The following is a 24,119-nucleotide window of genomic DNA, read 5'->3' as shown; positions in this document are numbered from 1 at the left end:
GGTCGGAAGTGAACGGAAGATGAACAGGTGCGGCCGGCAGGGTGGCCCTGAGCTGAGGAGGGGTTGTCCGTTTCGTGAACTCGCGGCCCACTATCACTATTAAGGCGATTTTTCAGGACAGCCGTTATCTCGTCGAGTCCACCCCGTGACACCGCCGTGACCGCCCTTCGGCGCGCGCGGGTCCCCGGCCGGCCCGGGCGGGAGGTCAGCCGAGCTGGTAGTTGACGTGGCCGGACCAGCGGGCGAAGCCGAGCCGCTCGTAGAGCGCCATCGCCCCCGCGTTCGACTCGTCCACGTAGAGCATCACCCGGTCCAGACCCCGCCGGTCCCGCAGGTACGCCAGCCCGGCGGTGGTCAGCGCCTTGCCGAGGCCGCCGCCGTGCGCGGCCGGGTCGACCCCGATCACGTAGACCTCGCCGATCCGGGCGGACCCCGGACGCTCGTGCACCTTGGTCCAGTGGAAGCCGAGCAGCCGGCCGGTGGCGGACTGCACGGCGAGCAGGAAGCCGGCCGGGTCGAACCACGGCTCGGCGAGGCGTACCCGCAGGTCGACCAGGGTCCAGCGACCCTGCTCCGGGTGCGCGGCGAAGGCCAGGTTGTTGAGCGCCAGCCAGGCCTCGTCGTCTCTGCCCGGCTGGAAGGCGCGCAGCTCGACCCCGTCCGGCAGGCGCACCTCGGGCAGTGCGGCGGTGAGCGGCCGGCGCAGCTGCCAGAGCACCCGGGCGCGGGTGAAGCCCAGGTCGACCGCGAGCGCGGCGGCGGACGGGTGGTCGCCGTGCGCCCAGGCGCGCAGCGGCCCGGCCGCCGCGGCCAGCACGCCCCGGGCCAGCGCCCGGCCGGTGCCGCGCCGCCGGTACGTCGGGTGCACCACCAGCTCCACCCCGATGCCGGCGGTGGCGTCGGTGATGTCCAGGTGGGCGTAGCCGGTGAGCGTCGCGTCGGCGGCCCGGGCGGTCAGGTGCACCGCGGGCGCCTCCGGGTCGCGCAGCCGCAGCAGCACGTGCTCGTCGAGCGGGTCCGCGCCGTCGGCGTCCCCGGCCGTGCGGGCCAGCGCCAGCACCTCGGCCACCTCGACCGGCGCCAGCCGGTCGGCGCGGGCGACACGGTCGGCGGTCGGCTCGGTGCTGCTCATCCCGTCACCGTAGCGGCCCGCGCGCGGCGGCTCGCGCCGGACGCGGGGACCGGCGCCGCGACTCCCGTCACGTCGTGCCGGTGGGCAGCGCCTCCAGCTGGAACCGGTTCATCAGCTCCGGCAGGAGGTACTGCAGAGCCGTGACGGTGCCGGCGCGGTTCCCGCCGGCGTCGTGCATCAGCACGATGGAGCCGGGCCCGGTATGGGCCATCACCGCAGCGGTGATCTTCCCGGCGCCGGGTGCCTGCCAGTCCGACGGGTCCACCGCCCAGTGCAGCGGCGCCATGCCCAGCTCCTCGCAGACCGACACCACCGGGTACGTCCAGGCCCCGCCGGGCTGCCGGAAGTACTCGATCCGGGCGTTCGGCACGGCGGCCCGGATCGCCGTGTTGGTGCGGAGGAGGTCGGCCCGGATCGCGTCCGGCGACCGCTTGCCGAGGGCGATGTCGTGGTTCCAGGAGTGGTTGCAGAGGGTGTGGCCCTGGGCCGCGATCTGCTGGATCAGGTCCGGGTGGGTCGCCGCGTTCTCGCCCACCACGCAGAAGGTGGCCTTGACGCCGTACTCCCGCAGGAGCGCGAGCACCTGGGGGGTGTACTGCGGGTCCGGTCCGTCGTCGAAGGTGAGCGCCACCCGGGCGGAGCCGGTGGAGATCAGGCTGCCGAATGGCCCCTCGCCGACGTCCGCCCGGTGCGGCCCGTCCTTCGGCGTGGGGCTCGTCCCGGTCGGCTCCGGGGAGTCGGTCGGGACCGGCGGCTGGTCGGAGTAGTGCGGGCTGTTGACGCTCGCCGCCACGCCGGTGCCGTGTCGCGGTCGGTCGGGGACGAGGCTGCGGCCCAGCGCGTACGCCGAGCCGAGCAGCGCGGCCGCCACCAGGGTCACGATGCCGGTGGCGCGTAGCGTCCCCGGCATCAGAAGCCCCGACCGTTCTGATCGCGGCACTGACCGGTCGTCGCCCCCGTGGTCACCACGCGCACCATCGCCCCCCTTGTCCGTTTGACCCGGCAGTCAGAGTAGGACCGGCCAAGCGGGCAAAAGGGGCGGAAGCGAAATAGACCCCTGAACGGGTGTAACGGTCGAGCGGCCGGTCAGACCGGCAGCGGAGCGGGCTCCGACTCGGGCAGCGAGCGGGACGGCGGCACGACGAACTTGTAGCCGACCTGGCGCACGGTGCCGATCATCGACTCGTACTCCGAGCCGAGCTTGGCCCGCAGCCGCCGGACGTGCACGTCGACCGTGCGGGTGCCGCCGAAGTAGTCGTAGCCCCAGACCTCGCGGAGCAGCTGGTCCCGGGTGAACACCCGGCCCGGGTGCTGGGCCAGGAACTTCAGCAGCTCGAACTCCTTGTACGTGAGGTCGAGCGGGCGGCCCTTGAGCTTCGCCGCGTAGGTGTCGGGGTCGATGGTCAGCTCGCCGGCCCGGATCGAGCCGCCGGCCCCGGCCGTCGCGTTGCTGAGCCGGCCGACCGCGAGCCGCAGCCGGGCCTCCACCTCGGCCGGGCCGGCCCCGGCCAGGATGACGTCGTCCACGCCCCAGTCGGCGTTGAGCGCGATCAGGCCCGCCTCGGTGACCACCGCGACCAGCGGCACGCCGAGCCCGGTGGCGTGCAGCATCCGGCAGGTGGCCCGGGCCTCGCTCAGCTCGGAGCGGGCGTCCACCAGAACCGCGTCCGGGCTGGGGCCGCTGACCAGCGTGCGGACGTCGCGGGGCGCGGTGCGGACCGAGTGCGGCAGCAGGTCGAGTGCCGGCAGCACCGCCGATGGCTCACCTGCGCGCGCGGTCACCAGCAGCAGGAGCTCCACACGATCACCTCCGTCCCGGCGGTCCTTCGACCGCGCGCGACCAGCGGCACGCCCGACCGGGGTGGCGCTGAGAACTTGCGTGGGTCCCGGCTTCGCTGACGGGCGGGTAACGGCTTGAGCGTAACCGATCGCCCGGCCTTCACCTCCGTGCCCTTTCCCCTTTGTCTGATCTGCCCCTGATCGCGGCTCGGGTTTTAACGTTGCTGAAACCGTGACCTCCGCCGGAGCGGCCTGGTCTGGCACGATCGGGGCGTGTTTCCCTCCACCTCGCCAGAGACCGGCCGCGACCCCTGGGCCGGCAACGCCCGTCCGGGGCCGGTCGACCCCTCCCGTGGCTACCCGCCGGGACCGCGTACCGGCCCGGCCAACGACGACGGCGGGAATCGGCGCGAGCGGGGCGGGCCCCGGCGGCTCCGCAAGAGCGGCCCGGCCCGCCGGCCCGACGACGAGCCCGCCGACGACGCCCCCGAGGAGGAGGTGGAGCCGGTCGCCGTACGCCGACCGCTCGCGCTCACCGTCGCCGGGTTCGCCGCGCTGCTCGGCGTGGGCCTGGTGCTCGGCGCGCAGACCGCCGGGCCCGGGCACCGGCTGCCGTTCGCGTTCATCATCTTCGGCGTCCAGCTGCTCTTCGTGCTCGCCTGGACGATGGCCATGCGGCCGCCCGCGCTGCTGCTGGTCGCCCTGGTCAGCGCCGGTGTCGCCGCGGCGGCCGACGCCGCCGCCGTGCAGTCGGAGATCGCCGGCCTGGCCCCCCTCGGGTACGCAGCGGCCGGCGGCTTCGTCCTCGGCGTGCTCGGCCAGCTCGTCCGCCGGGTCGACCGGGTCCGGGTGACCGACTCGCTCGGCAGCACGCTGTTCATCGTGGTCGGCGTGGTCGCGTTCGGAACCCTGATCGTGCTGAGCCGGATCCCGGCCGGCACCCAGGCGATCACCATCTGCCTGACGGCGACGGGGGCCGCGCTCACCGTGGCCCGGTTGACCGACGCGGTGGCGCCGTGGCCGCGGCTCGCCCCGCAGGTGCCCCGGGGCGCGGCCGGCGTGGTCCTCGGCGCGATGATCGGCACCCTGGTCAGCGCGGTGCTCGGCAGCTACCTGGTCGGCTTCACCCCGACCAGCGCCGCCCTGATCGGCCTGGTCACCGCGGCCACCGCCGTGCTGGCCGACCTCGCCGTCGGGTACGCCGAGGCGGGTCGGCTGATGGCCGGCGAGCCGCCGACCATGTGGGTGGCCCGGCACATGCAGGGCCCGCTCGGCGGCTTCGCGCTGGCCGCGCCCGCCGCGTACGCCATGTGCGTGCTCTTCCTGTGAGCGGCGATTGAGGAATCCACCCATCGGGTAATAGCGGTGCGCCGCAGGGCGGCGACCGGAAGAGCGGCAGCGAGGACAGGAGGCGGCGTGGCAGAGGCCCAGGCGGCATACGAGGAACAGCCCCGGCGACGCGGCCGGAAGGCGCTGATCGGGCTCGTCGTCCTGCTGCTGGTCCTGGCCGGGCTGCTGGTCGTCGCCGACCGGGTGGCCGCCGGCGTCGCCGAGCGGGCCATCGCCGACCAGGTGCGGCAGGAGGTCGCCAAGCAGGACGCGCAGTCCGCGGCGCCGCAGGTCCAGGTCGGCGGCTTCCCGTTCCTGACCCAGGTGCTGGACGGGAAGTACGAGCACATCTCGATCGTGCTGAAGGACGTGCAGGGCCCGGTGCGGGGCGGCACGGTCAGCGTGCCGCAACTCGACGTGGACGCCCGCAACGTGCGGGCCTCGCTGGACACCATCCGTTCCGGCCAGGGCGACGTGGTCGCCGAGCGCGTCGACGGCCGCGGCATCATCACCTACGACAGCCTGGCCAAGCTGCTCGACCGGCCCGGCCTCACCCTCGGGGAGCAGGGCGGCAAGCTGGCCGTCACCGCCCCGGTGGACATCCTCGGCGTCAAGCTCACCGTCGTCGGCACCGCCGACGTGACCGTCAAGGACAACAAGGTGGGGCTGCGCTTCAACGACCTGAACGCCGAAGGGCTGCCGAACCTGCCGCTGGCCCGGACGCTGCTGGCCAACTACGCCAAGGGCATCTCGGTCGACGTGCCCCTGCCCGAGCTGCCGTTCCAGCTCAACGTCCGCACGGTGGAACCGAAGCCGGAAGGGCTGACCGTGACCGCCGACGCGCGGGACGTACCGATCAACTCGGCCAGCTGACCGGCCACCCCGCTCCCTGCTTCCGCCCCCGACCTCCGGTCGGGGGCGGCGGCGTCTCCCGGCCGGGAGCGGTGTCCCGGATGCTGGTCGGTTCGGTGGCGGCCCGAGGGCCGACTGGTAGGCTCCGTGCTCATGGGGACGCTCCTCACCAAACGGCGCGCGGTCGACCTGTGCCGCGTGGCCACCTGCCTGTGTCGCCCCGTCATCTGACGGCGGGGCTGTCCTCGGCCGCCTAGCGGCCACCGGCACGCAGGGTCCGCGTACCCTCCGGTGCTCCCCTGATCGCCCGGCAGCGGCGCCGTCGCACGAACCCGTGATCCCGTTCCTAGCTCTGGGTCCCGCGCGTGGTGCGACAATCATCGACTTCGATCTCCGCGCGCTGGCTCACCATCCATCCTCACCAGGGAGTGATCTGATGAGTCGCGACACCGCACTCGTCTCGGTCGAATGGGCCGAGAAGAACATCGACGTCCCGGGCGTCGTCCTCGTCGAGGTCGACGAGGACACGTCGGCCTACGACACCGGCCACCTCGCCGGCGCGATCAAGCTCGACTGGAGGACCGACCTCCAGGACCCGGTCCGCCGGGACTTCCTCAACAAGACCCAGTTCGAGGCGCTGCTCTCCGAGCGCGGCATCGGCAACGACGACACCGTGATCCTCTACGGCGGCAACAACAACTGGTTCGCCGCGTACGCGTACTGGTACTTCAAGCTCTACGGCCACCGCGACGTGAAGCTGCTCGACGGCGGCCGCAAGAAGTGGGAGCTGGACGCCCGTCCGCTGGTCACCGACAAGGTCGAGCGCCCGGCGACGCAGTACGTCGCGCAGGAGCCGGACAGCTCGATCCGCGCCTTCCGCGACGAGGTGGTCGACGCCATCGGCACCAGGAACCTGGTCGACGTGCGCAGCCCCGACGAGTACGCCGGCCGGCTGCTCGCCCCCGCCCACCTGCCGCAGGAGCAGGCCCAGCGGGCCGGCCACGTGCCCACCGCGATCAGCGTCCCGTGGTCCAAGGCGGCCAACGAGGACGGCACCTTCAAGTCCGACGACGAGCTGCGCAGGATCTACGCCGCCGCCGGCCTGGACGACAGCAGGGAGACCATCGCGTACTGCCGGATCGGCGAGCGCTCCTCGCACACCTGGTTCGTGCTCCAGGAACTGCTCGGGCACCGGAACGTGAAGAACTACGACGGCTCCTGGACCGAGTACGGCTCGCTGATCGGCGTGCCGATCGCGCTCGGCGACGAGCCCGGAAAGGCCTGATTCCCATGACTGCTCCCACCGCCGCCGGTTGCGCGGCCCCCGACCAGGCCGCACCGCTGCCGGCCAGCCTGGACCTGGAGAAGGAAACCGTCATCACCGGCCTGGTCAGGGCCGAGTCCGGCGAGGTCGTGCCGGGCGCGTACGTCCGGCTGCTCGACTCCACCGGTGAGTTCACCGCCGAGGTGGTCACCTCCCCGGCCGGCCAGTTCCGGTTCTTCGCGGCACCGGGCAGCTGGACCCTGCGGGCGCTCTCCCGGCACGGCAACGGCGACACCGCCGTCACCGCCGCCCGCGGGATCAACGAGGTGACCGTCACGGTCGCCGCCTGACCCACGCTCTGATCGGCCCACGGGGCCGGTCGCCCCCGCCAGGGGCGACCGGCCCCGTTGCCGTCGGCTCTCCCGCCCGAGCCCTACGGGCCGGCGCCGGGGGCGGGCCGCCGCGTGACACCATGGCGCGGTGAACGGTGCTGTCCAGGCGGGGTACGCCCCGCCGACCGGTCCCGACCAGCCGGCTCCCGGCCGGCGGTGGCTGCGCTGGCTGCTGGCCGCGACCGTGGCGTGGGCGGTGCTGCTCGCCGTGCTGACCTGGGTCTCCGTCCGCGACGACCCGCCGACCGTCCGCGAGCAGCGCAACCTGGCCGCGGCCGGGCCGGTGCTCGACCGGGCGGTGGGTGAGCTGCTGGCGGCGGCCGGCGACGGCGGCGCGGCGTGGCTCGTGCCGGACGTGCTCCGCCGGGGCTGCCGGATCACCCCGTTCGCGGACGGTGCCACGCTGACCCGCGGGGTGGAGGTGCTCCTCGCCGACGACGACGTGCGCGGGCCGCTCCAGCGGGTGGCCGACCGGCTGCCGGCGGAGTGGCGGGCCGGGGTCCGGGTGACCGGCGAGGGGCCGGTGCTGCGCGCCGACGCCGGTGAGTTCGTCGCCGTGCAGGGCCGCTCCACCGGGCCGGGTCGGGTCCGGCTCACCGCCGACACCGGCTGCCGGCCGATCGGCGCCGGCTACCGCGCCCCCACCGCCGGTGGCGGGTCGGAGGCGGAGACGGTCACCGAGCTGCTGCGTCGTTTCGGCGGTGCGGAGGGCCCGGTGCAGGTCTCCGCCGCCCCCTGCCCGGACGGCACGACCGCCCGGACGGCCACGGCCGTCTCGGCACCGGGCCGGCCCGACCGGCCGAGCCTGCCGGGCACGCTGTCGCAGTTCAGCGGCGGCGCACTGCACGTCCGTGCCACCGATGAGCTGTACGCCTACCGGTCGGGCAGCACGGTGGTCGCCGAACGCGCCGACGGGCGGGTCCGGCTCACCGTCTCCACGGTCTGCCGCCGCTGACCCGCGGCCGATCCCCGTCAGTGGCCCCGGTTGTGGTCGTGCGGGGAACGGCTGCGGCCGAGCGCGTCCACCCGGCCCCAGCGACCCGGGATGTCGAGCAGCTCCACCCGGCCCAGCCCCTCCGGGACGGCGGGGTCGATGATCAGGTGCTCGCCCGCCGGTTCGAGACCGAGCATCACCCGGAGCAGCAGCAGTGGAGTGCCGGCCGACCAGGCCTGCGGACTGCACGCGGTCGGATACTGCACCGGGTAGTCGGTGAGGTCCCGCTCGTACCCGGCGAACGCCTCCGGCAGCCGGCCGTCGAAGAACCGGGACGCGCTCAACATCGAGTTGCAGATCCGGCCGGCCTCCTCGCGGAAGCCGTACTTCGACAGCCCCCAGGCGATGATCGAGTTGTCGAACGGCCAGACCGTGCCGACGTGGTAGCCGATCGGGTTGTACCGCCCCTGGTCGTCGGCGAGGGTCCGCACCCCCCAACCGGAGAAGAGGCGTGGTCCGAGCAGATGGCGGGTGACCGCCTCCGCCCGTGACTCGTCGACGATGCCGCTCCACAGCAGATGCCCGATGTTGGAGGAGAGGGCGTCGACGTGCCGGCCCTCCGGGTCCAGGGCGAGCGCGTAATACTCCCGCTCCGGGATCCAGAAGTCGCGGTTGAACCGCTCCTTCAGCTCCGCGGCCTCCCGCTCCAACCGGTCGGCGTACGCCGGGTCGTTCCAGAACGTCCGGGCCAGTCGGGCGCCGCGCAGCTTGGCGTCGTAGGCGTACCCCTGGAGTTCGCAGGTGGCGCGGGGGAACGCGGGCAGCCGCCCGTCGCGGTAGGAGATCGAGTCCCAGGAGTCCTTCCAGCACTGGTTCTGCAGGCCGGTCTCCGGGTTGCGGGTCACGTACCAGACGTAACCGGTGCCGAGCAGGTCGCCGTAGGTGTCGATCCAGTCCAGCGCCGCCCGGGCCTGGAACTCCAACTGCCGGACCAGGCTGGCGTCCCCGGTCCACCGCTCGTACTCGTCGAGCAGGATCACGAAGAGGGCGGTGGAGTCCGCCGAGCCGTAGTAGGGGGAGTGCGGCTGCTCCTCGAAGCCGGCCGTCTCGCCGTACCGGAGCTCGTGCAGGATCTTGCCCGGTTCCTCGTCCCGGAAGTCGTCCAGCCGGCTGCCCTGGAGCCCGGCCAGTATCAGGATGGTGGGCGGGACCAGCTCCGGCAGGAACGGCAGGACCTGCAACGAGGTGAAGATGCTGTCCCGGCCGAAGAGGGTCATGAACCAGGGCAGGCCGGCGGCGAGCAGGCGTACACCCAGCGTGATCGACTCGTACCGGAGCGCGGCGAGGTCGTTCAGGCTGCGCCGGTACGCCCCCGCGAGCGGCTGGCAGTCGCAGCCGAGCTTCGGCGCCCGGTCGATCAGCTCGTCCTGCTCGGCGTGGATGGCCGCCGCCACCCGGTGTCCGCCGAGCGGCAGGGTGGCCCGGATGTCCTCGCCGCGGGCGCCGTAGATGACGGTGGCGACCTGCAGCCGGGTGGTCCACTCGCCGTGCGGCCCGACCCGGATCCGGAAGGTCATGCCCCGATCGTCGATGTCGCCGCGGGTGGAGGTGCTGATCACCACCTCCCGGTGGAAGGCCTCCCGGCGGTAGGTGAGGCGGAGCTCGTCGTGGCCGACCGTCGGGGTGGTGCGCCCCTTCTTCCGCCGCTCGTGCTTGATCTCGAAGAGGTCGGCGAAGTCGGCGCCCATGTCGACCCGGAGGTTGAACTCGACCTCCTGCTCCGAGTGGTTGAGCACGGTCAGCTCCTCGGCGAAGCTCGCGCCGATCGAGCGGCTGCGGATCACCGAGACCTTGGCGTCGAGGTAGTGCGTCGGCTCGCCCGGCACCAGGAAGAAGCGGGTCCGGTACGACTGGGCGTCGTCGATGGACAGGGCGTGCAACCGCTGCCCGTCGAGGGTGAGCAGCCAGGTGGAGAGGAACCGGGTGTCGAAGGAGAAGAGCCCGGTGGGAAAGTCGAAGGACGGCTCGATGTCCCCCCGCCGGTCGGTGACCAGGAAGGTGTTGCCGTCGAGGATGCTGACCCGTTCCCTCATCGCCGCCGCCCGACCTGCTCACGGGCGATCTCGCGGGGGTCCCGGGTGCCGGGCGCAGCGGGGAAGAAGCGGCGGAAGGCGAGGAACAGGATGACATTGCCGCTGTAGGTGCTCTCGTTGCGCAGCACCGCGGCCAGGCTCGACGCCCGGCCGGTGACCAGCCGTTCGAAGAGGTCGGGGCTGCTGCTCCAGACCGCGTCGGCCGGGCCGCGCGCGTGGCTGACCCGCGCCGAGCCGGGCTTCATCTCGACCAGCCAGTGGTCGGTACGGTTCTCCGTGGTCAGGTCGATCTGAAGGGTTCCGCTGATCGGAGTGCGCAGCACCGCCGGGGCGCGCGCCGGCAGGGACGCGAAGAACTGTTCGGTCGCCTCACCCACACCCGAATCGTAGGCAGCAGCCGGACATGTCGGGCCAGTATCGTCAGTCCACCCGGAACGGACATGCGCCGGGTGGGCGCGGCGTCAGTAGACCAGCGCCTGCGCCCCTTCGGCCATCGCCTCCTCGACGAAGACCGCGGCCCCCGCGATGCGTACGCCGGCGATGACGTCCCCGGGACCGATGTCCCGGCGGGCGGCGCACTGGGTGCAGGCGGTCACCTTCCCGGTGGTCAGGATCACGTGCAGCAGCTCGGCAAGCGGCGCCGAGTGCGGCAGCTCGAACTCCTGCGCCTTCCCGGGCAGCGCGAACCAGGTCGACTCCCCGGTCAGCCAGAGGGACACGTCGACCCCGGCGGCGGCCGCCGTGGCGGCGACCGTGAAGGCCTGGGCACACCGCTCCGGGGCGTCCGCGCCGGCGGTGGCCTTGACGACAAGAGTGCGGGCCATGGCGCCAGCATAGGATGGCCGGGATGGTTACCGAGATCGGGTTCGTCAGCCTGCTGGTCGCCGGCCTGGGCGCGCTCGCCGGTGGCCTGGTCTACGTCGCTGTACGCATTTCGAGAGGTAATTGGTGAGTGAGAACCCGCTGCAGCCGCCGTGGCTGAACGCGCCGCCGGTCGACCCGTACCCGTACGAGGAGAGCCACGACCTGCGCGTCGGCCCCAAGCTGCACCCGAGCCTGGACGGCCTGCTGCCGTACGTCGGGGTGTGGCGCGGTCGTGGGCGCGGCGGTTTCCCCACCATCGAGGACTTCGACTTCGCGCAGGAGATCCGGATCAGCCACGACGGCCGGCCGTTCCTGTCCTACGAGTCTCGGGCGTGGATCCTCGACGAGCAGAGCCGCCCGGTGCGCCCGGCCGGCCGTGAGGTCGGCTGGTGGCGTCCGGTGCTGGACGGCGAGCGGGTCACCGACGAGCTGGAAGCGCTGATGACCACGCCGACCGGCGTGATGGAGCTGCACATCGGCAAGCGCAAGGGCACCCAGATCGAGTTCGCCACCGACGCGGTGGTCCGCACGGCGACGGCCAAGGAGGTCACCGCCGGTGCCCGACTCTTCGGCATCGTCGAGGGCGCCCTGCTCTACGCCCAGGAGATGGCCGCCATGGGCCACGCCCTCAGCCCGCACCTCTCCGCCCGCCTCATCCGCGTAGCCGGCTGACCCCGCACCCCGGCCCGCCCACCGTGCGCCGGTCGGGCGGGTCAGGGGAGGGGGTGGGCCAGGAGGGCGTGGAGGGCCCGGGTGTGGGGGCTGTGGGGTAGCGGGGTGTCGTCGAGGGTGCGGATCTCGGCGAGGCCGCGGAGCGACGAGGTGAGCCAGGCGCCGTCGGAGCCGCGCAGCTCCGCCGGGGTGGTCATCCGTTCCTCGGTGGCGAGGCCCAGGTCGGCGGCGTGGTCGAGGAGCCAGCGGGCGGTCACGCCGGGCAGGATGCCGGTGGCCGCGGCGGGCACCGTGCAGAGCGTCGAGCCGGCCAGCCAGACCACGTTCGCGCTCGGCCCCTCCAGCACGTACCCCTCGACGGAGAGCCAGAGCACGTCGTCCACCCCGTTGCGGGCCGCCCAGCGGCGGGCCGCGGTGCTCACCCCGTACGAGGTGGACTTGATCCCGGCCGGCAACCAGCCCAGCGCGGGCCGGGCAACGGCCGACACCCCGAGGGGGAGGGTGGCCACCGTCACCCCGTCCCGCCGGGCCCGCTTCGCCGCCGCCGGCACCTCGCCGAGGGTGGCCCACACGGTCGGCGGTCCGCCGCCCTCCGGACCCCGGGTGCAGACCAGCCGCAGCGCCCCCTCCACCTCGACCGGCCAGCCCGCGCGGACCGCGTCCAGCAGCTCGACCAGGGCGCCGTCGGGCGGCAGCGGCAGCTCCACCGCCGCCGCGCCGGCCCGCAGCCGGGCCAGGTGGGCGTCGAGCAGCCAGGGTCGCCCGCCGCGCAGGTGCATCGTCTCGAAGAGCCCGTCGCCGTGCAGCGCGCCCCGGTCGTCGCCGCGCAGCACCGGTTCCCCGGCCGGTACGACGCCCCGCCCGAGCAGGGCCACCCGCGATGCCACCACGACCGCCGAGCCTAGTGGCGTACGACATCGGCGACCGGTCCGGCGCCGCGGCCGAACTATGATCGGACGGTGTCCGAATCCTCCCTCGCGGAACTGCTCCGCTCCCGCGGGCTGCGGCTGACGGCGCAGCGGCAGCTGGTCCTCCAGGCTGTGCTGGAGCTGGGGCACGCCACGCCGGAGCAGGTGCACACGGCGGTCCGGGAGGTCGCCGCCGGGGTCAACATCACCACCATCTACCGCACGCTCGAGCTGCTGGAGCGGCTCGGTCTGGTGACCCACACCCACCTCTCGCACGGTTCGCCGACGTACCACGCGGCCGGCGAGCACCAGCACGTCCACCTGGTCTGCCGGGAGTGCGGCGCGATCGACGAGATCGACCCCGAGCTGCTCCGCCCGCTCGCCGACCAGTTGGCCGCCCAGCGGAGATTCCAGGTCGACATCGGGCACGTGGCGCTCTTCGGCGTCTGCGGCCACTGCGAGGACGGGGAACAGAAATGATCGACATCGCGGGAGCGGTGGCCGCCGAGGCGATCGACGAGGCGACCCGGGACCAGCCCGAGCCCGCCCACCGGGCGGCCGGCGTGCGGGGCGTCGCCGCCCACTACGGCGACCCGATGCGCGAGCAGCGGACCCTGGCCACGGCCGTCGGCCTGGTCGACCGGTCGCACCGGGGCGTCGTCGCGGTGCCCGGCGAGGAGCGGACCGGCTGGCTGCACACCCTGACCAGCCAGCACCTGGCCACGCTGAGCGCCGGCCAGGGCACCGAGCTGCTGGTGCTCTCCCCGCACGGGCACGTCGAGCAGCACGCCATGGTCGCCGAGGACGGCGAGACCACCTGGCTGGACACCGAGCCGGGCGCCACCGAGGGCCTGCTGTCGTACCTGGAGCGGATGCGGTTCTTCAGCAAGGTCGAGCCGCGCGACGCCACCGCCGACCACGCGCTGCTCTCCCTGGTCGGGCCGGAGGCCGTCGGCGCGCTCGACAACCTCGGCGTCGCCGGGCTCGCCGAGCCCGACCTGGTCGCGGTGCCGGGCCCGAAGTTCCGCGCCGGCGAGCTGCCGCCGCGGCCCAGCGTCGTGTACGACGTGAAGCCGCTGCCGATCGGCGGTTGGGCCCGGCGGGTGGCGCTCGGCGTGGACCTGCTGGTGCCCCGGGACGCGATGACCCAGGTGGTGGACGAGCTGCACGGCGCCGGGGTGCCGGTGGTGGGGCTGTGGGCGTACGAGGCGATCCGGGTGGCCGCCCGGCGGCCCCGGCTCGGGGTGGACACCGACCACCGGACCATCCCGGCGGAGGTCGGCCTGATCGGTTCGGCCGTCCACCTGGACAAGGGCTGCTACCGGGGTCAGGAGACGGTGGCCCGGGTGCACAACATGGGCAAGCCGCCGCGTCGCCTGGTACTGCTGCACCTGGACGGGGTGACCACCGACCAGCCGCCGGCCGCCGGTACGCCGGTGACCCTGGACGGCCGGACGGTCGGTTTCATCGGCACCGCCGTGCACCACTACGAGCTGGGCCAGGTCGCCCTCGCCGTGGTCAAGCGGAACGTGCCCGACGACGCCCGCCTCCTGGTCGGCGAGACCGCCGCCGCGATCGATCCGGCGTAAGGGTGCCGTGCAGGCGCCCGTGAAGCGGGAATTCTTCCGCTCCTGCTGACAGGCACGGATGATTCTTCCGTCGTGACACGCTCCGGCCGTCGACCGGGGCTGGCCTGGGCGTCTAGGATCGCCGGCATGACGACAGGGACGTTGATCACGGTTGCCCCCACCGGCGCGGAGTCGGCCAAGGCGGAGGTGCCGGCGCTGCCGGTGACCCTCGACGAGCTGCTGTTGACCGCCAAGGAGTGCGAGGCGCTCGGCGCCGCCGTGATCCACGTCCACATCCGGGACGACGAGGCGAAGCCCACCCTGGACCAGGGGCGGCTCCGGGCGACGGTGGCCGCGCTGCGGGAGAGCACCGACCTGATCGTGCAGCTCTCCTCCGGCGGCGCGGTGACCGACCCGGAGGCGGCCCGGCTCGCCGTGCTGGACGCCGGGCCGGACATGGCCTCCTGCACCATGGGCACGGTCAACTTCGGCGACGACGTCTTCCTCAACCGCTGGGAGTTCATCGTCGACCTGCACACCCGGATGCAGGAGAAGGGCGTCGTGCCGGAGTACGAGATCTTCGAGCTCGGCCACCTGACCGCCCTCCAGCGCCTGCTCAACAAGTACGGCCTGCCGCACGGCGGGCACGTGCACGTCGACTTCGTGACGGGCGTGCCGGGCGGGATGCCGGGCACCACCGCGACGCTGGTCGCCGCCCAGCAGATGCTCCGTGACCTGCCGGAGGGCACCACCTTCTCGGCGACCGGCATCGGACGCAGCACCATCCCGGTCATGCTCGCCTCGCTGTCCACCGGCGGGCACCTGCGGGTCGGCATGGAGGACACCGTCACGTACGCCAAGGGTCGGCCGGTGGAGTCCAACATGCAGCTGGTCGCCCGGGCCGTCGGCTTCGCCCAGCTCGCCCAGCGTCCGCCGCTGACCACCGCCGAGGCCCGGCAGCTGCTCGGCCTGTAAGCCCGCCCCGGCCCGGCACCCCTGTACGTCGACGAGCGACGCCGCTGGTCACCCCGGTGCCGGGCCCACCGGGCCCGTCGGTACCGTCCACCTCGTGGGAAAGACGTACGAGGGCGGCGTGCCGCTCGCCGAGGTGGTCCGGTCCGGCTTCGTAGAGGGGCTGCACCGCGGCTCGGTGGTGGTGCTGGACGCGGCCGGCGCGACGGTGACCGGCGCCGGGGACGGGGGCGGCCCGATCTTCCCGCGCTCGTCCAACAAGCCGATGCAGGCGATCGGGATGCTCCGCGCCGGCCTGCCGCTGACCGACCCGGCCGACGTGGCGCTGGTCTCGGCCAGCCACGCCGGCGAGGAGTTCCACCTGGAACGGGTCGGCGCCCTGCTCCGCCGCGCCGGGCTCGACGAGACGGCGCTGCACTGCCCGCCCGACCTGCCGGTGGGCGACGCGGCCCGGGAGGCCGTGCTGCGGGCCGGCGGCGGGCCGACGCGGATCCAGATGAACTGCTCCGGCAAGCACACCGGCATGCTGTTGACCTGCCTCGCGGCCGGCTGGCCGCTGGCCGGCTACTGGCGGCCGGACCACCCGCTGCAGCGCCGGTTGACCGCCGCGATCGAGGAGTTCACCGGCGAGGAGGCGGCGGCGGTCGGGGTCGACGGCTGCGGCGCGCCGGTGCTCGCCGTCTCGCTGACCGGGCTGGCCCGGGCGTACCTGCGGCTGGTCGCGGCGGAGCCGGGGACCGTCGAGCGGACCGTGGCCGACGCGATGCGGGCGTACCCGGAGCTGGTGGGCGGCACCCAGGCCGACGACACCCGGCTGATGCGGGGCGTACCCGGCCTGCTGACCAAGGTCGGCGCCGAGGGCGTCATCGTGGCGGCCGTCCCCGGGGTCGGCGCGGTCGCCCTCAAGATCGACGACGGCGCCGCCCGCGCCCGGATGCCCGTGCTGGTCTCCGCGCTGCGCCGGCTCGGCGTCGACGCTCCGGTCCTGACGGAGTACGAAGACGTGCCGCTGCTCGGCGGCGGGCTCCCGGTCGGGGCGGTCCGCGCCGTCTGGTGAGCCGCGCGACCCGCGCTCGTCCCGCCCGTCCGGCGGCGGCTGTCGGGTTGAGCAGTATGACTGTGAGGCATAAATATGCCTGACAGTCATGACGCTGCCCGGGGATGTGGCCTCAGGGCGCCACACGCCGGTCGGGCGCCCGGCCCGGCCGCGGCGCAACCGGCCGGGCGGGGCGGGGCGGGTCAGGGCAGGAAGTCGAGCAGGGCGGCGTTGACCGGCTCGGGGCGCTCCAGCGGCAGCAGGTGGCCGGCGTCCGGGACGTCGGGCAGGCGTACCGCGTCGGGTGCCTCGGCGGCGATGCGGTCGGCGAGCCGGCTGATGTCCGGTACGTCCGCCGCACCGGCCCCGACCAGCACCGGCATGCGTAGCTCGCCCAGCCGGTCGATCGCCGGTGGGTCGAGCTCGCCGACCTCGACGGCGCTCAACGCCAGCTCGGCGGCGAGCGCCCGCTGGTCCATCTCCTGGGCGAACCGGATGAGCTCCGGGTCCACCTCCTCGGGCCGGCGGGCCGGGCCGACCACCCAGAACCGCACCTCGCCGGCGGCGGACGCCGCGAAGTCCTCCGGGTCCACCTCGCCGACCAGCGTCTCCCAGAGCTGCTCGGTCTCCTCCGACCACTCGTTGCCGGAGACCGGGGCACCGAAGAGGGCCAGCGCCGAGACCCGCTCCGGGTGGGCCAGCGCGGTGTCCACCGCGACCTTGCCGCCGAACGAGCACCCGACCAGGGCGGCCCGGTCGAGGCCGAGCGCGTCCAGCAGGCCGACCACGTCCTCGTGGTGGGCGAAGGGCGCCGGCGGCAGCTCGGAGTCGCCGTAGCCGCGCAGGTCGGGGGCGATGACCCGGTGCCGGGCGGCGAGCGCGGGGAGCTGCTCCCGCCACATCCGCCGGTCGGCGATGCCCGCGTGCAGCAGCAGCACCGGCGTTCCGGTCCCGACCTCGTCGTATGCGAGCAGGGCGCCGTTAACTTCGATCTTGGTCACGCCAGGACGGTACGTACCGGACACCGGGCGCGCAACAGTCGATCTGAGACCTTGCTAACTCCGGTTAGCGTTTCGCTTGCAGTTGCTAGCACCGGCGGATAGCGTCGAGTCATGGCCACCAGCAAGGACCTTCCCGACGTCGGCGGGTTCATTCGCGATCTACGCCGCAACGCGAAGATCTCGCTGCGGCAGCTCGCCGAGCAGGCCGGCGTCAGCAACCCGTACCTCAGCCAGATCGAGCGCGGCCTGCGCAAGCCGAGCGCCGAGGTGCTGCAGCAACTGGCCAGCGCCCTGCGCGTCTCCACCCCGGCGATGTACCTGCGGGCCGGGCTGCTCGACGAGAAGGAGGGTCAGGGGGTGCTCGCCGCGATCGCCGTCGACCCCGAGCTGACCATGGCGCAGAAGCAGTCGCTGACTCAGATCTACGAGACGTTCCGCCGGGAGAACGCCCGGCTCGCCGAGGCGACCGCCGCCGCGAACCCGGGCGCCGAGCCGGCGGTGCCGGCCGCCACCGGGCCCGCCGAGGCCCCGGAGCCGCCGGCCACCGTCACGCCGGTCGCCACCGGCCCCACGACGCCGGACGGCACCCCGACCGAGGCGGTCCTCGAGTCGGTCGCCGTCACCGAGGCGGGCCCCGCTCCCGCCCCGACCACCACCGCCCGTCAGAAGAAGACCGCGCCGAAGGCCGCCGGTGCGGCCGAGGAGGAGAAGTCATGACCCAGCCGAAGACCAACCGCATCCCCGCGCCGCTCTACGCCGCCGCCGGCGCCGGCGAGCTGGCCCTGCAGCAGCTGCGCAAGCTCCCGACCGTGGTCAGCGACCTCGGCACCAAGGTCGTCGCCGACCTCGGCGGCAAGGCCGTCGTCACCGGCTTCGAGCTGCGCCAGAAGGCCACCGAAACGCTGAAGACCGCGAACCTCACCGCGACCGGGCTGCGGGAGAAGGCCGCCCCGGCCGACCTCGACCTGGACAAGTTCCGCGAGGCCGCCACCCGGAACGCCGCCGCCGTGCTGGCCGCCGCCGAGGCCGCCCAGGAGCGTGCCCTGGCCGGCGCCCAGGCCGCGCAGGTGCGGGCCCTGGCCGCGTACGCCGAGCTGGTCGCCCGCGGCGAGCGGGTCGTCGGCGCCGGCGTGCTGGAGGCCGCCGACACGGTGAACGCGGACATCGAGGCGACGGAGGCTGACGTGACCGCGCCGGCCGCCGCGACCCCGGCCGCCGCCCCGGTCGACGTCCCGACCCCGGCCGACGTGGCCGAGGTCGTCGAGGCCAAGCCGGCCGCCGCCAAGATCGCGCGGACCCGGGCCACCAAGGCCACCGCCGCGAAGGCCGCGACCGCCAAGCCGGTCGCCACCCCGTCGGCGAAGCTGCCGAAGACCACCAAGCGGACCCGCCCGGCCGCCGAGTAGTCGATTCCGGATCGACGGCCCCGGAAGCGTCCTGCGGGACGTTTCCGGGGCCGTCGGCATAAGCTTGCCGACATGGCATACGCCGCGCCGATCTTCGCGTACGAAGTCCGCTATGTGATCGAGCTGATCCTGCTCGTCTTCGCCCTGGTCATCGAGGGCGTGGCGCTGGTGCACGCGATCACCCAGCGCTCTGACGCGTTTCCCGCGATCGGCACCCTGCCCAAGGGCGGCTGGGTCGCCATCCTGGCGGTCTGTCTGCTGCTGACCCTGCCGTTCTTCGGCTTCGGGGGTGTGCTGAGCATCTTCGGCCTGGTCGGCATCGCGGCGGCGCTCATCTACCTGCTGGACGTCCGGGTCGGGCTGCGGGACCTGCACGACGGCAAAGGCTTCTGGTGAGGGGTTTCCGCTGGCCCCCGCCGCCGGACGGCGGCCCGCGCACCTGGGGCCCCGGCCCCGGCGGGCCGCGCACCGGCCGTCCGGCGCTGCCGGAGCCGGAGACCGAGCTGGTCACCACCCCGCACGGGGTACGGCTGGAGCGGCTGGTCACCGGCGTCGGTGACCCGGTCACGGTCTTCGCACACGGGCTGGGCAACGGCATCGCCACCACCCGCCCGTTCGGCAGCGCGGTCACCGGCCGCAAGATCTTCTTCCAGTTCCGCGGGCACGGCCGCTCCGACTCGCCGCCCGGCCCGTGGACCTATCTGGACCTGGCCCGTGACCTGCGGGCCGTCGCCGACCTCGGCGGCGCGACCCGGGCCTTCGGCGCCAGCCTGGGCGCCGGCGCGCTCTGCCGGCTGCTGGTGGAGAGCCCGGGGCGCTTCGAGAAGCTGGTCTTCTTCCTGCCCGCCGTGCTGGACCAGCCGCGCGGCGAGGTGGCCCGGGCCCGCCTGACCGACCTGCTCGACGCGGTGGAGAGCGGCGACGCCTCCGCCCTCGCCGAAGTGGTGTCGCTGGAGCTGCCGCCCGCCGTGCGGAACACCCCGGCCGGCTGGGCGTACCTGCGGCAGCGGCTGGACCAGCTGCTGCGGGACGGGCTCGCCCCCGGGCTGGCCAGCCTGCCGGAGCAGGCGCCGCTGCGGGACGCGGGCGTGCTCGCCCAGGTCACCGCCCCGGCGTTGGTGGTCGGCTGCGCCGGCGACGACCTGCACCCGGTGCCGGTCGCCGAGCAGCTGGCCGCCGCGCTGCCGAACGCCACCCTGCACGTGTACGACCGCCCGAGCGTGCTCTGGTCGGAACGCGCCGACCTGCGGGAGCGGATCTCCGGGTTCCTCAACGGGTAACGTCGCCTGTCATGGGCGTCACACATCACGGCCGTACCCACCGTCTCGACCTCGCCGACCCCACCCTGCGCGAGTGGGAGTGCACGGTGCTGGCGGCCGACCCCGAGCAGGGCATCGTGCTGGACCGGTCGGCCTTCTATCCGGGCGGCGGCGGGCAGCCGCCGGACCACGGGGTGCTGCTCTGGCAGGGCGTGCAGACCCGGATCGTCGGCACCCGCAAGGGCGACGACCTCTGGCTGATCCCGGGCGAGGGTGATCCGGTGCCGCCGGTCGGCACCGCGGTCACCGGCGCGGTCGAGGACGACCGCCGGACGATGCTGATGCGTACCCATTCGGGGCTGCACGTGCTCTGCGGCGTGGTGTTCCGCGACTTCGGCGCGCTGGTCACCGGCGGCAACATGGAGCCGGGCGAGGCCCGGATGGACTTCAACCTGCCCGAGGTGCCGCCGGACTTCAAGAGCCGGATCGAGGAGCTGGTCAACGCCGAGGTGGCCGCCGACCGGTCGGTCGCCGTCCGGGTGCTGCCACGGGCCGAGGCCCTCGCCCTGCCGGACATCATCCGCACCCAGTCCAACCTGATCCCGCCGGACGAGCAGGAGGTCCGGATCGTCGACATCGTCGGGCTGGACGTGCAGGCCGACGGCGGCACCCACGTCGCCTCGACCGCCCACATCGGCAAGGTCCAGGTGGTCAAGGTGGAGAGCAAGGGCCGGGCCAACCGCCGGGTCCGGGTTCGCCTCGCGGACTGAGCGGGCTGGGCCGGGCGGTGTCCCCGGCACCGGTGGGCCGGTGCCGGGGACCGGTGCGTCACACCAGGTCGACGCGTTCCCGCTCGACCGGGTAGCCCGCCCGGGCGAAGACGGCGGCCATCGGGTGGTTGGTCTGGTCCGTGGCGGCCACGATCTCCGTCGCGCCGCCCTCGACCAGCAGGTGCGTGCCTTCGACCAGCAGGTCGTACGCGTAGCCGTGGCCGCGCTGCTCGGGGAGCACGCCGACGAAGGCGACGATCGGATCGCTGTGGTTGCGGGCCGGCACGATGATGCCGACCAGCGTGCCACTCGCGGTCCGGGCCAGTCGCCACCAGTCACGGGGACTCGGCAGCCAGCGCAACAGGTCCAGTTCCTCCTGGGCCGCCGCCTCCGGCCCGGAGGTGGCGATGGTGTGGCGGGTGTGGGCGTCCAGGCTGCCCTCGCCGATGCGGCGGAGGACGTCGAGGATGACGGCGTCGTCCGGTTCGGGGCGGAACTGCAGGCGGCCCGGTCGGGCCGGCAGCCCGCAGTCGGCCGTCCAGCGGTACCGGTACCGCTCGACCAGCACCGACATGCCGGCCTTCGTCGCAGCGTCGATCCGGGCCTCGCCCTGCGCCCGGACGGCCGGGTCGTCGCGCCAGCCGGGTGGCAGTGAGATGGAGTACTCCGCCCGCAGCGGCGCGGTCCGCAGCAGCTCGACCGCCGCGTCGGCATCGGTGAAGTCGAACCAGTCGAGGGCCAGCGGCGCGGTGTCGCCGGGGCCGCCCCACCAGGCGGCGCGGGCCACGACGGTGTCGTCGCGGAGGGCGACCCAGGTCCATTCGGGGCGGTACTGGCCGGCGGCGGCCATGTCCAGGTAGCTCTCGCCGAAGGCGGCGCGGCCGACGAGAGCGGGGTCGGGCAGGGAGTCGAAGAGGTGTTCCTCGCCCGCGGTGATCGGGCGGATGACCAGGTGGGTCATGGGGTCCTTCCGGGTGGCGACGTGCTCCCGGTTCAGGACCTCGGCGTCCTCGCCGTCGGGTGGGAGCACATGACTGTCGTGGTGGACATCGCGCTCACCTCCCTTTCGCTGATCGAGGACGCGGCCGCAGCCTAACGGCAGGGTCGGTGCCGGGCCAACTGGGTTTTCGGCCGTGAGCCGGAGGGCCGGGTGCTCCCCTCGGTGGCTACGGCCGGGCCAGCTCCGGCGGCAGGTGGGCGGCCCGGACGTCGAGGAGCCACCGCTCCACGGTCTCCTCGTCCGGCCGCTCCGGCAGCGGGGTGCGGATCCGGTCGAAGTCCCGTTCCGCCTCGGCGACCAGCGCCTCCGCCTCGTCCAGTGCCCCGCCGGCGACCCGCTCGCCGAACGCCCGGAACCACTCCGGGTCGGCCAGCCGGATCTCCAGCACGCCGGTCGCGTAGAGCACCCGCCCCTGGTGCAGCAGCCGGGCCAGGTGGCGGGCGTGCTTCGCGGAGCGCCGCCGGCCGCCCACCGACGAGTCCCGGGTGGTCAGCTTGCGGAACTGCTGGGTGGCGTAGCCGAGGTAGGCGGCGCGGACCCGGGGCGCGCTGAGGAACGCCGACCGGATGCCGATCAGCCGCTCACCGAGCTCGGTGCGGGTCTCGTAGCAGTCGTCCGGCAGCCACATCGGCTCGGTCGCGGTCGGGTTGCCGCTCAGCGCCAGGCCGCAGTACTTGCCGGCCTCGTGCAGCGTGACGTCCGGGTCGGTGGTGACCACCGAGCCCTGCGGCGGGTGCAGGCCGTGAAAGGCCACCGTCGGCGCGGCGAAGACGCCGATCCGGTCCACGTCCGAGCCAGGGCCGGCCAGCCCGTAGGCGACCGAGCCGACGATCCCGGAGAGCAGCAGGTGCATGCCGGCCATCATGGCGGATCGGAATCACCCGGAAAACCGGACTTCGGCTGTCAGGTATCGGTGACACCGTGGCGGGCATGACGAAACCGCTGACAGGAAAGATCGCGCTCGTCGCCGGGGCGACCCGGGGCGCCGGCCGGCAGATCGCGGTCCAGCTCGGTGGGGCCGGGGCCACCGTCTACGCCACCGGTCGCACCACCCGCGAGCGCCGGTCCGAGATGGACCGGCCGGAGACCATCGAGGAGACCGCCGAGCTGGTCACCGCCGCCGGCGGCACCGGCATCGGCGTGCCCGTCGACCATCTCGACCCCGACCAGGTACGCCGCCTGGTCGAGCGGATCGACGCCGAGCAGGGCCGCCTCGACGTGCTGGTCAACGACATCTGGGGCGCCGACCCGCTGATCACCTGGGAGAAGCCGGTCTGGGAGCAGCCCCTCGACGCCGGCTTCCGCACCCTGCGGCTGGCCGTGGACACCCACATCATCACCAGCCACTTCGCCCTGCCGCTGCTGATCCGCAACCCGGGCGGCCTGGTCGTCGAGATCGGCGACGGCACCAAGGAGTACAACGATGCCACGTACCGGCTCTCGGTCTTCTACGACCTGGCCAAGGTGTCGGTCAACCGGCTCGCCTTCACCCAGGCGCACGAGCTGGAGCCGCACGGCTGCACCGCGGTGGCGCTGACCCCCGGCTGGCTGCGCTCCGAGGCGATGCTGGAGCACTTCGGGGTCACCGAGGCCAACTGGCGGGACGGCGCGGCCAAGGACCCGCACTTCGTCATGTCCGAGACGCCGGCCTTCGTCGGTCGGGCGGTGGCCGCCCTCGCCGCCGACCCGGACCGGGCCCGCTGGAACGGCCAGTCCGTGGACAGCGGCGGGCTGGCCCAGGTGTACGGCTTCACCGACCTCGACGGCACGAGGCCGCACTGGTCGCGCTACCACGACGAGGTGCTCAAGCCGGGGAAGCCGGCAAACGACACCGGCTACCGCTGAGCGGCGTCCGGCCCGTCCGGCCCGGCGGCGTAGAGCGCCGCCGACCGGCGGGCCGCCTCGGCGAAGCGCGCCCGCAGCTCCGGCGGGTCGAGCACCTCCACCTCCGGGCCGAGCCGGAGCAGCACGTCGTACGCCACCGGCACCGACTCGACGGGCAGCCGGGTCACCACCCACCCCTGCCCGTCGGGTTCGCCCGCCCCGGCCACCGCCTCGTCGTACGCGAAGGGAGCCTCCGCCACGTGCCGCAGCGCCCGCAGGCCGGCGGGGCTCAGCCGGACCCGGACCTCGGCCTGCAGCATGCCCCGCAGGAACGCCTCGGCCTGCTCCCGCCAGTACGCCCCCAGGTCGAAACCCTCGTCCCGGGCGTAGGTCTCCTCGCCCACCTCGACGCCGACCACCCGGTCCACCCGGTACGTCCGGTGCCCGTCGCCGACCCGGCCCACCAGATACCAGACCCCGCTCTTCAACACCAGCCCGTACGGCTGCACGGTGCGGCTGACCTCCCGCTCACCGCGCCGGTAGCGCAGCTCGACCACCCGGTCCCGCCACACCGCCCGGGCAAGCTCGGCCAGCCACGGCGGCGGTGCCGCCTCCCGGAACCAGCCAGGCACGTCGAGGTGGAACCGCTGGCCGGTCCGGGCCGGCGCGTCCCGCAGACTCGGCGGCAGGGCGGCGAGCACCTTCAGCTGGGCGGCGGCCACCGCGTCGGCGAGCCCCATCTCGCCGGCCGGGCCGGGCAGCCCGGCCAGGAAGAGCGCCTCCGCCTCGTCCCGGGTCAGCCCGGTCAGCCGGGTCCGGTAGCCGCCGAGCAGCCGGTAGCCGCCGGCCCGGCCCCGGTCGGCGTAGACCGGCACCCCGGCGGCCGAGAGCGCCAGCACGTCCCGGTAGACCGTCCGCTCGGAGACCTCCAGCTCCCGGGCCAGCTCGGTCGCGGTCATCGTCTCCCGCGACTGGAGCAACAGGACCAGCGAGATCAGCCGGGACGCGCGCACCCGTCCATCCTGCCCGGCGTCGCTCACCCCGACGCGGAGGCGGGGGACCGT

Annotated in this window: 29 protein-coding genes; 18 read left to right on the top strand and 11 right to left on the bottom strand. The window is 73.9% G+C overall.

Annotated features, from left to right (window positions below; all coding sequences use genetic code 11):
* Nucleotides 1-205 precede the first annotated feature (205 nt).
* From mshD to ACTWO6_RS30645, 3 genes are all read right to left on the bottom strand, one after another.
* Complete coding sequence (gene mshD / locus ACTWO6_RS30655) at nt 206-1,132, bottom strand: mycothiol synthase (RefSeq protein WP_446217151.1); 927 nt, start codon at nt 1,130-1,132, stop codon at nt 206-208.
* A gap of 67 nt (nt 1,133-1,199) precedes the next feature.
* Nucleotides 1,200-2,042, bottom strand: coding sequence for a polysaccharide deacetylase family protein (locus ACTWO6_RS30650; protein ID WP_446217150.1), 843 nt, complete (start codon nt 2,040-2,042; stop codon nt 1,200-1,202).
* A 176-nt stretch (nt 2,043-2,218) separates the two neighbouring features.
* Nucleotides 2,219-2,932 carry a winged helix-turn-helix transcriptional regulator gene (locus tag ACTWO6_RS30645; RefSeq protein ID WP_200210793.1) on the bottom strand — a complete coding sequence of 238 codons (714 nt, stop codon included), beginning with the start codon at nt 2,930-2,932 and terminating at the stop codon, nt 2,219-2,221.
* 252 nt (nt 2,933-3,184) lie between these two features.
* On the opposite strand from ACTWO6_RS30645, the gene ACTWO6_RS30640 reads away from it, so the two are divergent.
* From ACTWO6_RS30640 to ACTWO6_RS30615, 6 genes are all read left to right on the top strand, one after another.
* Nucleotides 3,185-4,240, top strand: coding sequence for a hypothetical protein (locus tag ACTWO6_RS30640; RefSeq protein ID WP_446217149.1), 1,056 nt, complete (start codon nt 3,185-3,187; stop codon nt 4,238-4,240).
* A gap of 87 nt (nt 4,241-4,327) precedes the next feature.
* Nucleotides 4,328-5,113: an LmeA family phospholipid-binding protein gene (locus ACTWO6_RS30635; protein ID WP_446217148.1), complete on the top strand. Its 786-nt coding sequence runs from the start codon at nt 4,328-4,330 to the stop codon at nt 5,111-5,113.
* A gap of 132 nt (nt 5,114-5,245) precedes the next feature.
* Nucleotides 5,246-5,323: an Ms5788A family Cys-rich leader peptide gene (locus ACTWO6_RS30630; RefSeq protein WP_311202345.1), complete on the top strand. Its 78-nt coding sequence runs from the start codon at nt 5,246-5,248 to the stop codon at nt 5,321-5,323.
* Nucleotides 5,324-5,528: 205 nt separating this feature from the next.
* A complete protein-coding gene (locus ACTWO6_RS30625; protein ID WP_446217147.1) occupies nt 5,529-6,377 on the top strand; it encodes a sulfurtransferase in 849 nt (282 codons plus the stop codon).
* 5 nt (nt 6,378-6,382) lie between these two features.
* Nucleotides 6,383-6,706 carry a DUF1416 domain-containing protein gene (locus ACTWO6_RS30620; RefSeq protein WP_446217146.1) on the top strand — a complete coding sequence of 108 codons (324 nt, stop codon included), beginning with the start codon at nt 6,383-6,385 and terminating at the stop codon, nt 6,704-6,706.
* A 130-nt stretch (nt 6,707-6,836) separates the two neighbouring features.
* A complete protein-coding gene (locus tag ACTWO6_RS30615) occupies nt 6,837-7,703 on the top strand; it encodes a hypothetical protein (protein ID WP_446217145.1) in 867 nt (288 codons plus the stop codon).
* Nucleotides 7,704-7,720: 17 nt separating this feature from the next.
* Here the strand turns inward: ACTWO6_RS30615 and ACTWO6_RS30610 are convergent, their stop codons facing one another.
* The 3 genes from ACTWO6_RS30610 to ACTWO6_RS30600 form a co-directional block, all read right to left on the bottom strand.
* Complete coding sequence (locus tag ACTWO6_RS30610; RefSeq protein WP_446217144.1) at nt 7,721-9,775, bottom strand: amylo-alpha-1,6-glucosidase; 2,055 nt, start codon at nt 9,773-9,775, stop codon at nt 7,721-7,723.
* Nucleotides 9,772-10,152 (bottom strand): SCP2 sterol-binding domain-containing protein, encoded by a 381-nt coding sequence (locus ACTWO6_RS30605; RefSeq protein ID WP_446217143.1) that lies wholly within the window; start codon nt 10,150-10,152, stop codon nt 9,772-9,774. Before ACTWO6_RS30605 ends, ACTWO6_RS30610 begins: the two co-directional genes overlap by 4 nt.
* Before the next feature lie 84 nt (nt 10,153-10,236).
* On the bottom strand, nt 10,237-10,599 hold the full coding sequence (locus ACTWO6_RS30600; RefSeq protein ID WP_446217142.1) for a DsrE family protein: 363 nt from the start codon (nt 10,597-10,599) through the stop codon (nt 10,237-10,239).
* Nucleotides 10,600-10,622: 23 nt separating this feature from the next.
* Between ACTWO6_RS30600 and mtfM the strand changes: the two genes are divergently transcribed.
* The gene (gene mtfM / locus ACTWO6_RS30595; RefSeq protein WP_269456547.1) at nt 10,623-10,727 is read left to right on the top strand and encodes a small membrane protein MtfM; all 105 of its coding nucleotides are present in this window, start codon (nt 10,623-10,625) and stop codon (nt 10,725-10,727) included.
* Entirely contained in the window at nt 10,721-11,311 is a 591-nt protein-coding gene (locus ACTWO6_RS30590; protein WP_446217141.1) for an FABP family protein, read from the top strand. Before mtfM ends, ACTWO6_RS30590 begins: the two co-directional genes overlap by 7 nt.
* Nucleotides 11,312-11,352: 41 nt before the next feature.
* Here the strand turns inward: ACTWO6_RS30590 and ACTWO6_RS30585 are convergent, their stop codons facing one another.
* A complete protein-coding gene (locus ACTWO6_RS30585; RefSeq protein WP_446217140.1) occupies nt 11,353-12,201 on the bottom strand; it encodes an aminotransferase class IV in 849 nt (282 codons plus the stop codon).
* 69 nt (nt 12,202-12,270) lie between these two features.
* Between ACTWO6_RS30585 and ACTWO6_RS30580 the strand changes: the two genes are divergently transcribed.
* From ACTWO6_RS30580 to ACTWO6_RS30565, 4 genes are all read left to right on the top strand, one after another.
* Entirely contained in the window at nt 12,271-12,699 is a 429-nt protein-coding gene (locus tag ACTWO6_RS30580) for a Fur family transcriptional regulator (protein WP_130329270.1), read from the top strand.
* Nucleotides 12,696-13,808, top strand: coding sequence for a CAF17-like 4Fe-4S cluster assembly/insertion protein YgfZ (gene ygfZ / locus ACTWO6_RS30575; protein ID WP_446217139.1), 1,113 nt, complete (start codon nt 12,696-12,698; stop codon nt 13,806-13,808). Before ACTWO6_RS30580 ends, ygfZ begins: the two co-directional genes overlap by 4 nt.
* Nucleotides 13,809-13,934: 126 nt before the next feature.
* Entirely contained in the window at nt 13,935-14,762 is an 828-nt protein-coding gene (locus tag ACTWO6_RS30570; RefSeq protein WP_446217138.1) for a 3-keto-5-aminohexanoate cleavage protein, read from the top strand.
* A gap of 94 nt (nt 14,763-14,856) precedes the next feature.
* Nucleotides 14,857-15,816, top strand: a complete 960-nt coding sequence (locus ACTWO6_RS30565; RefSeq protein WP_446217137.1) for an asparaginase — start codon at nt 14,857-14,859, stop codon at nt 15,814-15,816.
* A gap of 182 nt (nt 15,817-15,998) precedes the next feature.
* Here ACTWO6_RS30565 and ACTWO6_RS30560 read toward each other — a convergent pair whose 3' ends face one another.
* Nucleotides 15,999-16,796 (bottom strand): alpha/beta fold hydrolase, encoded by a 798-nt coding sequence (locus ACTWO6_RS30560; protein WP_446217136.1) that lies wholly within the window; start codon nt 16,794-16,796, stop codon nt 15,999-16,001.
* A gap of 111 nt (nt 16,797-16,907) precedes the next feature.
* On the opposite strand from ACTWO6_RS30560, the gene ACTWO6_RS30555 reads away from it, so the two are divergent.
* The 5 genes from ACTWO6_RS30555 (at nt 16,908) to ACTWO6_RS30535 (ending at nt 20,231) form a co-directional block, all read left to right on the top strand.
* A complete protein-coding gene (locus tag ACTWO6_RS30555; protein WP_446217135.1) occupies nt 16,908-17,513 on the top strand; it encodes a helix-turn-helix domain-containing protein in 606 nt (201 codons plus the stop codon).
* A complete protein-coding gene (locus ACTWO6_RS30550; protein WP_446217134.1) occupies nt 17,510-18,202 on the top strand; it encodes a hypothetical protein in 693 nt (230 codons plus the stop codon). The genes ACTWO6_RS30555 and ACTWO6_RS30550 overlap by 4 nt, the downstream gene beginning before the upstream one ends.
* Before the next feature lie 72 nt (nt 18,203-18,274).
* Nucleotides 18,275-18,598 (top strand): DUF2516 family protein, encoded by a 324-nt coding sequence (locus ACTWO6_RS30545; RefSeq protein ID WP_446217133.1) that lies wholly within the window; start codon nt 18,275-18,277, stop codon nt 18,596-18,598.
* Complete coding sequence (locus ACTWO6_RS30540; RefSeq protein WP_446217132.1) at nt 18,595-19,482, top strand: alpha/beta fold hydrolase; 888 nt, start codon at nt 18,595-18,597, stop codon at nt 19,480-19,482. The genes ACTWO6_RS30545 and ACTWO6_RS30540 overlap by 4 nt, the downstream gene beginning before the upstream one ends.
* An 11-nt stretch (nt 19,483-19,493) precedes the next feature.
* A complete protein-coding gene (locus ACTWO6_RS30535; protein WP_446217131.1) occupies nt 19,494-20,231 on the top strand; it encodes an alanyl-tRNA editing protein in 738 nt (245 codons plus the stop codon).
* Between the two features lie 58 nt (nt 20,232-20,289).
* On the opposite strand, the gene ACTWO6_RS30530 is transcribed toward ACTWO6_RS30535, so the two are convergent.
* Both ACTWO6_RS30530 and ACTWO6_RS30525 read right to left on the bottom strand, forming a co-directional pair.
* Nucleotides 20,290-21,192 (bottom strand): GNAT family N-acetyltransferase, encoded by a 903-nt coding sequence (locus tag ACTWO6_RS30530; protein WP_446217130.1) that lies wholly within the window; start codon nt 21,190-21,192, stop codon nt 20,290-20,292.
* Nucleotides 21,193-21,397: 205 nt separating this feature from the next.
* Complete coding sequence (locus ACTWO6_RS30525; RefSeq protein WP_446217129.1) at nt 21,398-22,084, bottom strand: nucleotidyltransferase domain-containing protein; 687 nt, start codon at nt 22,082-22,084, stop codon at nt 21,398-21,400.
* Nucleotides 22,085-22,161: 77 nt separating this feature from the next.
* Here ACTWO6_RS30525 and ACTWO6_RS30520 point away from each other — a divergent pair, with 77 nt between their 5' ends.
* Nucleotides 22,162-23,076: an SDR family oxidoreductase gene (locus ACTWO6_RS30520; RefSeq protein ID WP_446217128.1), complete on the top strand. Its 915-nt coding sequence runs from the start codon at nt 22,162-22,164 to the stop codon at nt 23,074-23,076.
* Here ACTWO6_RS30520 and ACTWO6_RS30515 read toward each other — a convergent pair.
* Nucleotides 23,067-24,068, bottom strand: a complete 1,002-nt coding sequence (locus ACTWO6_RS30515; protein ID WP_446217127.1) for a helix-turn-helix transcriptional regulator — start codon at nt 24,066-24,068, stop codon at nt 23,067-23,069. The two genes, ACTWO6_RS30520 and ACTWO6_RS30515, sit on opposite strands and share 10 nt — an antisense overlap.
* Nucleotides 24,069-24,119: the final 51 nt, after the last annotated feature.

This window comes from Micromonospora sp. IBHARD004, assembly GCF_052814115.1.
Note: the sequence above shows the minus strand (reverse complement) of the source record. Positions and strands in the feature narration are given on the sequence as shown.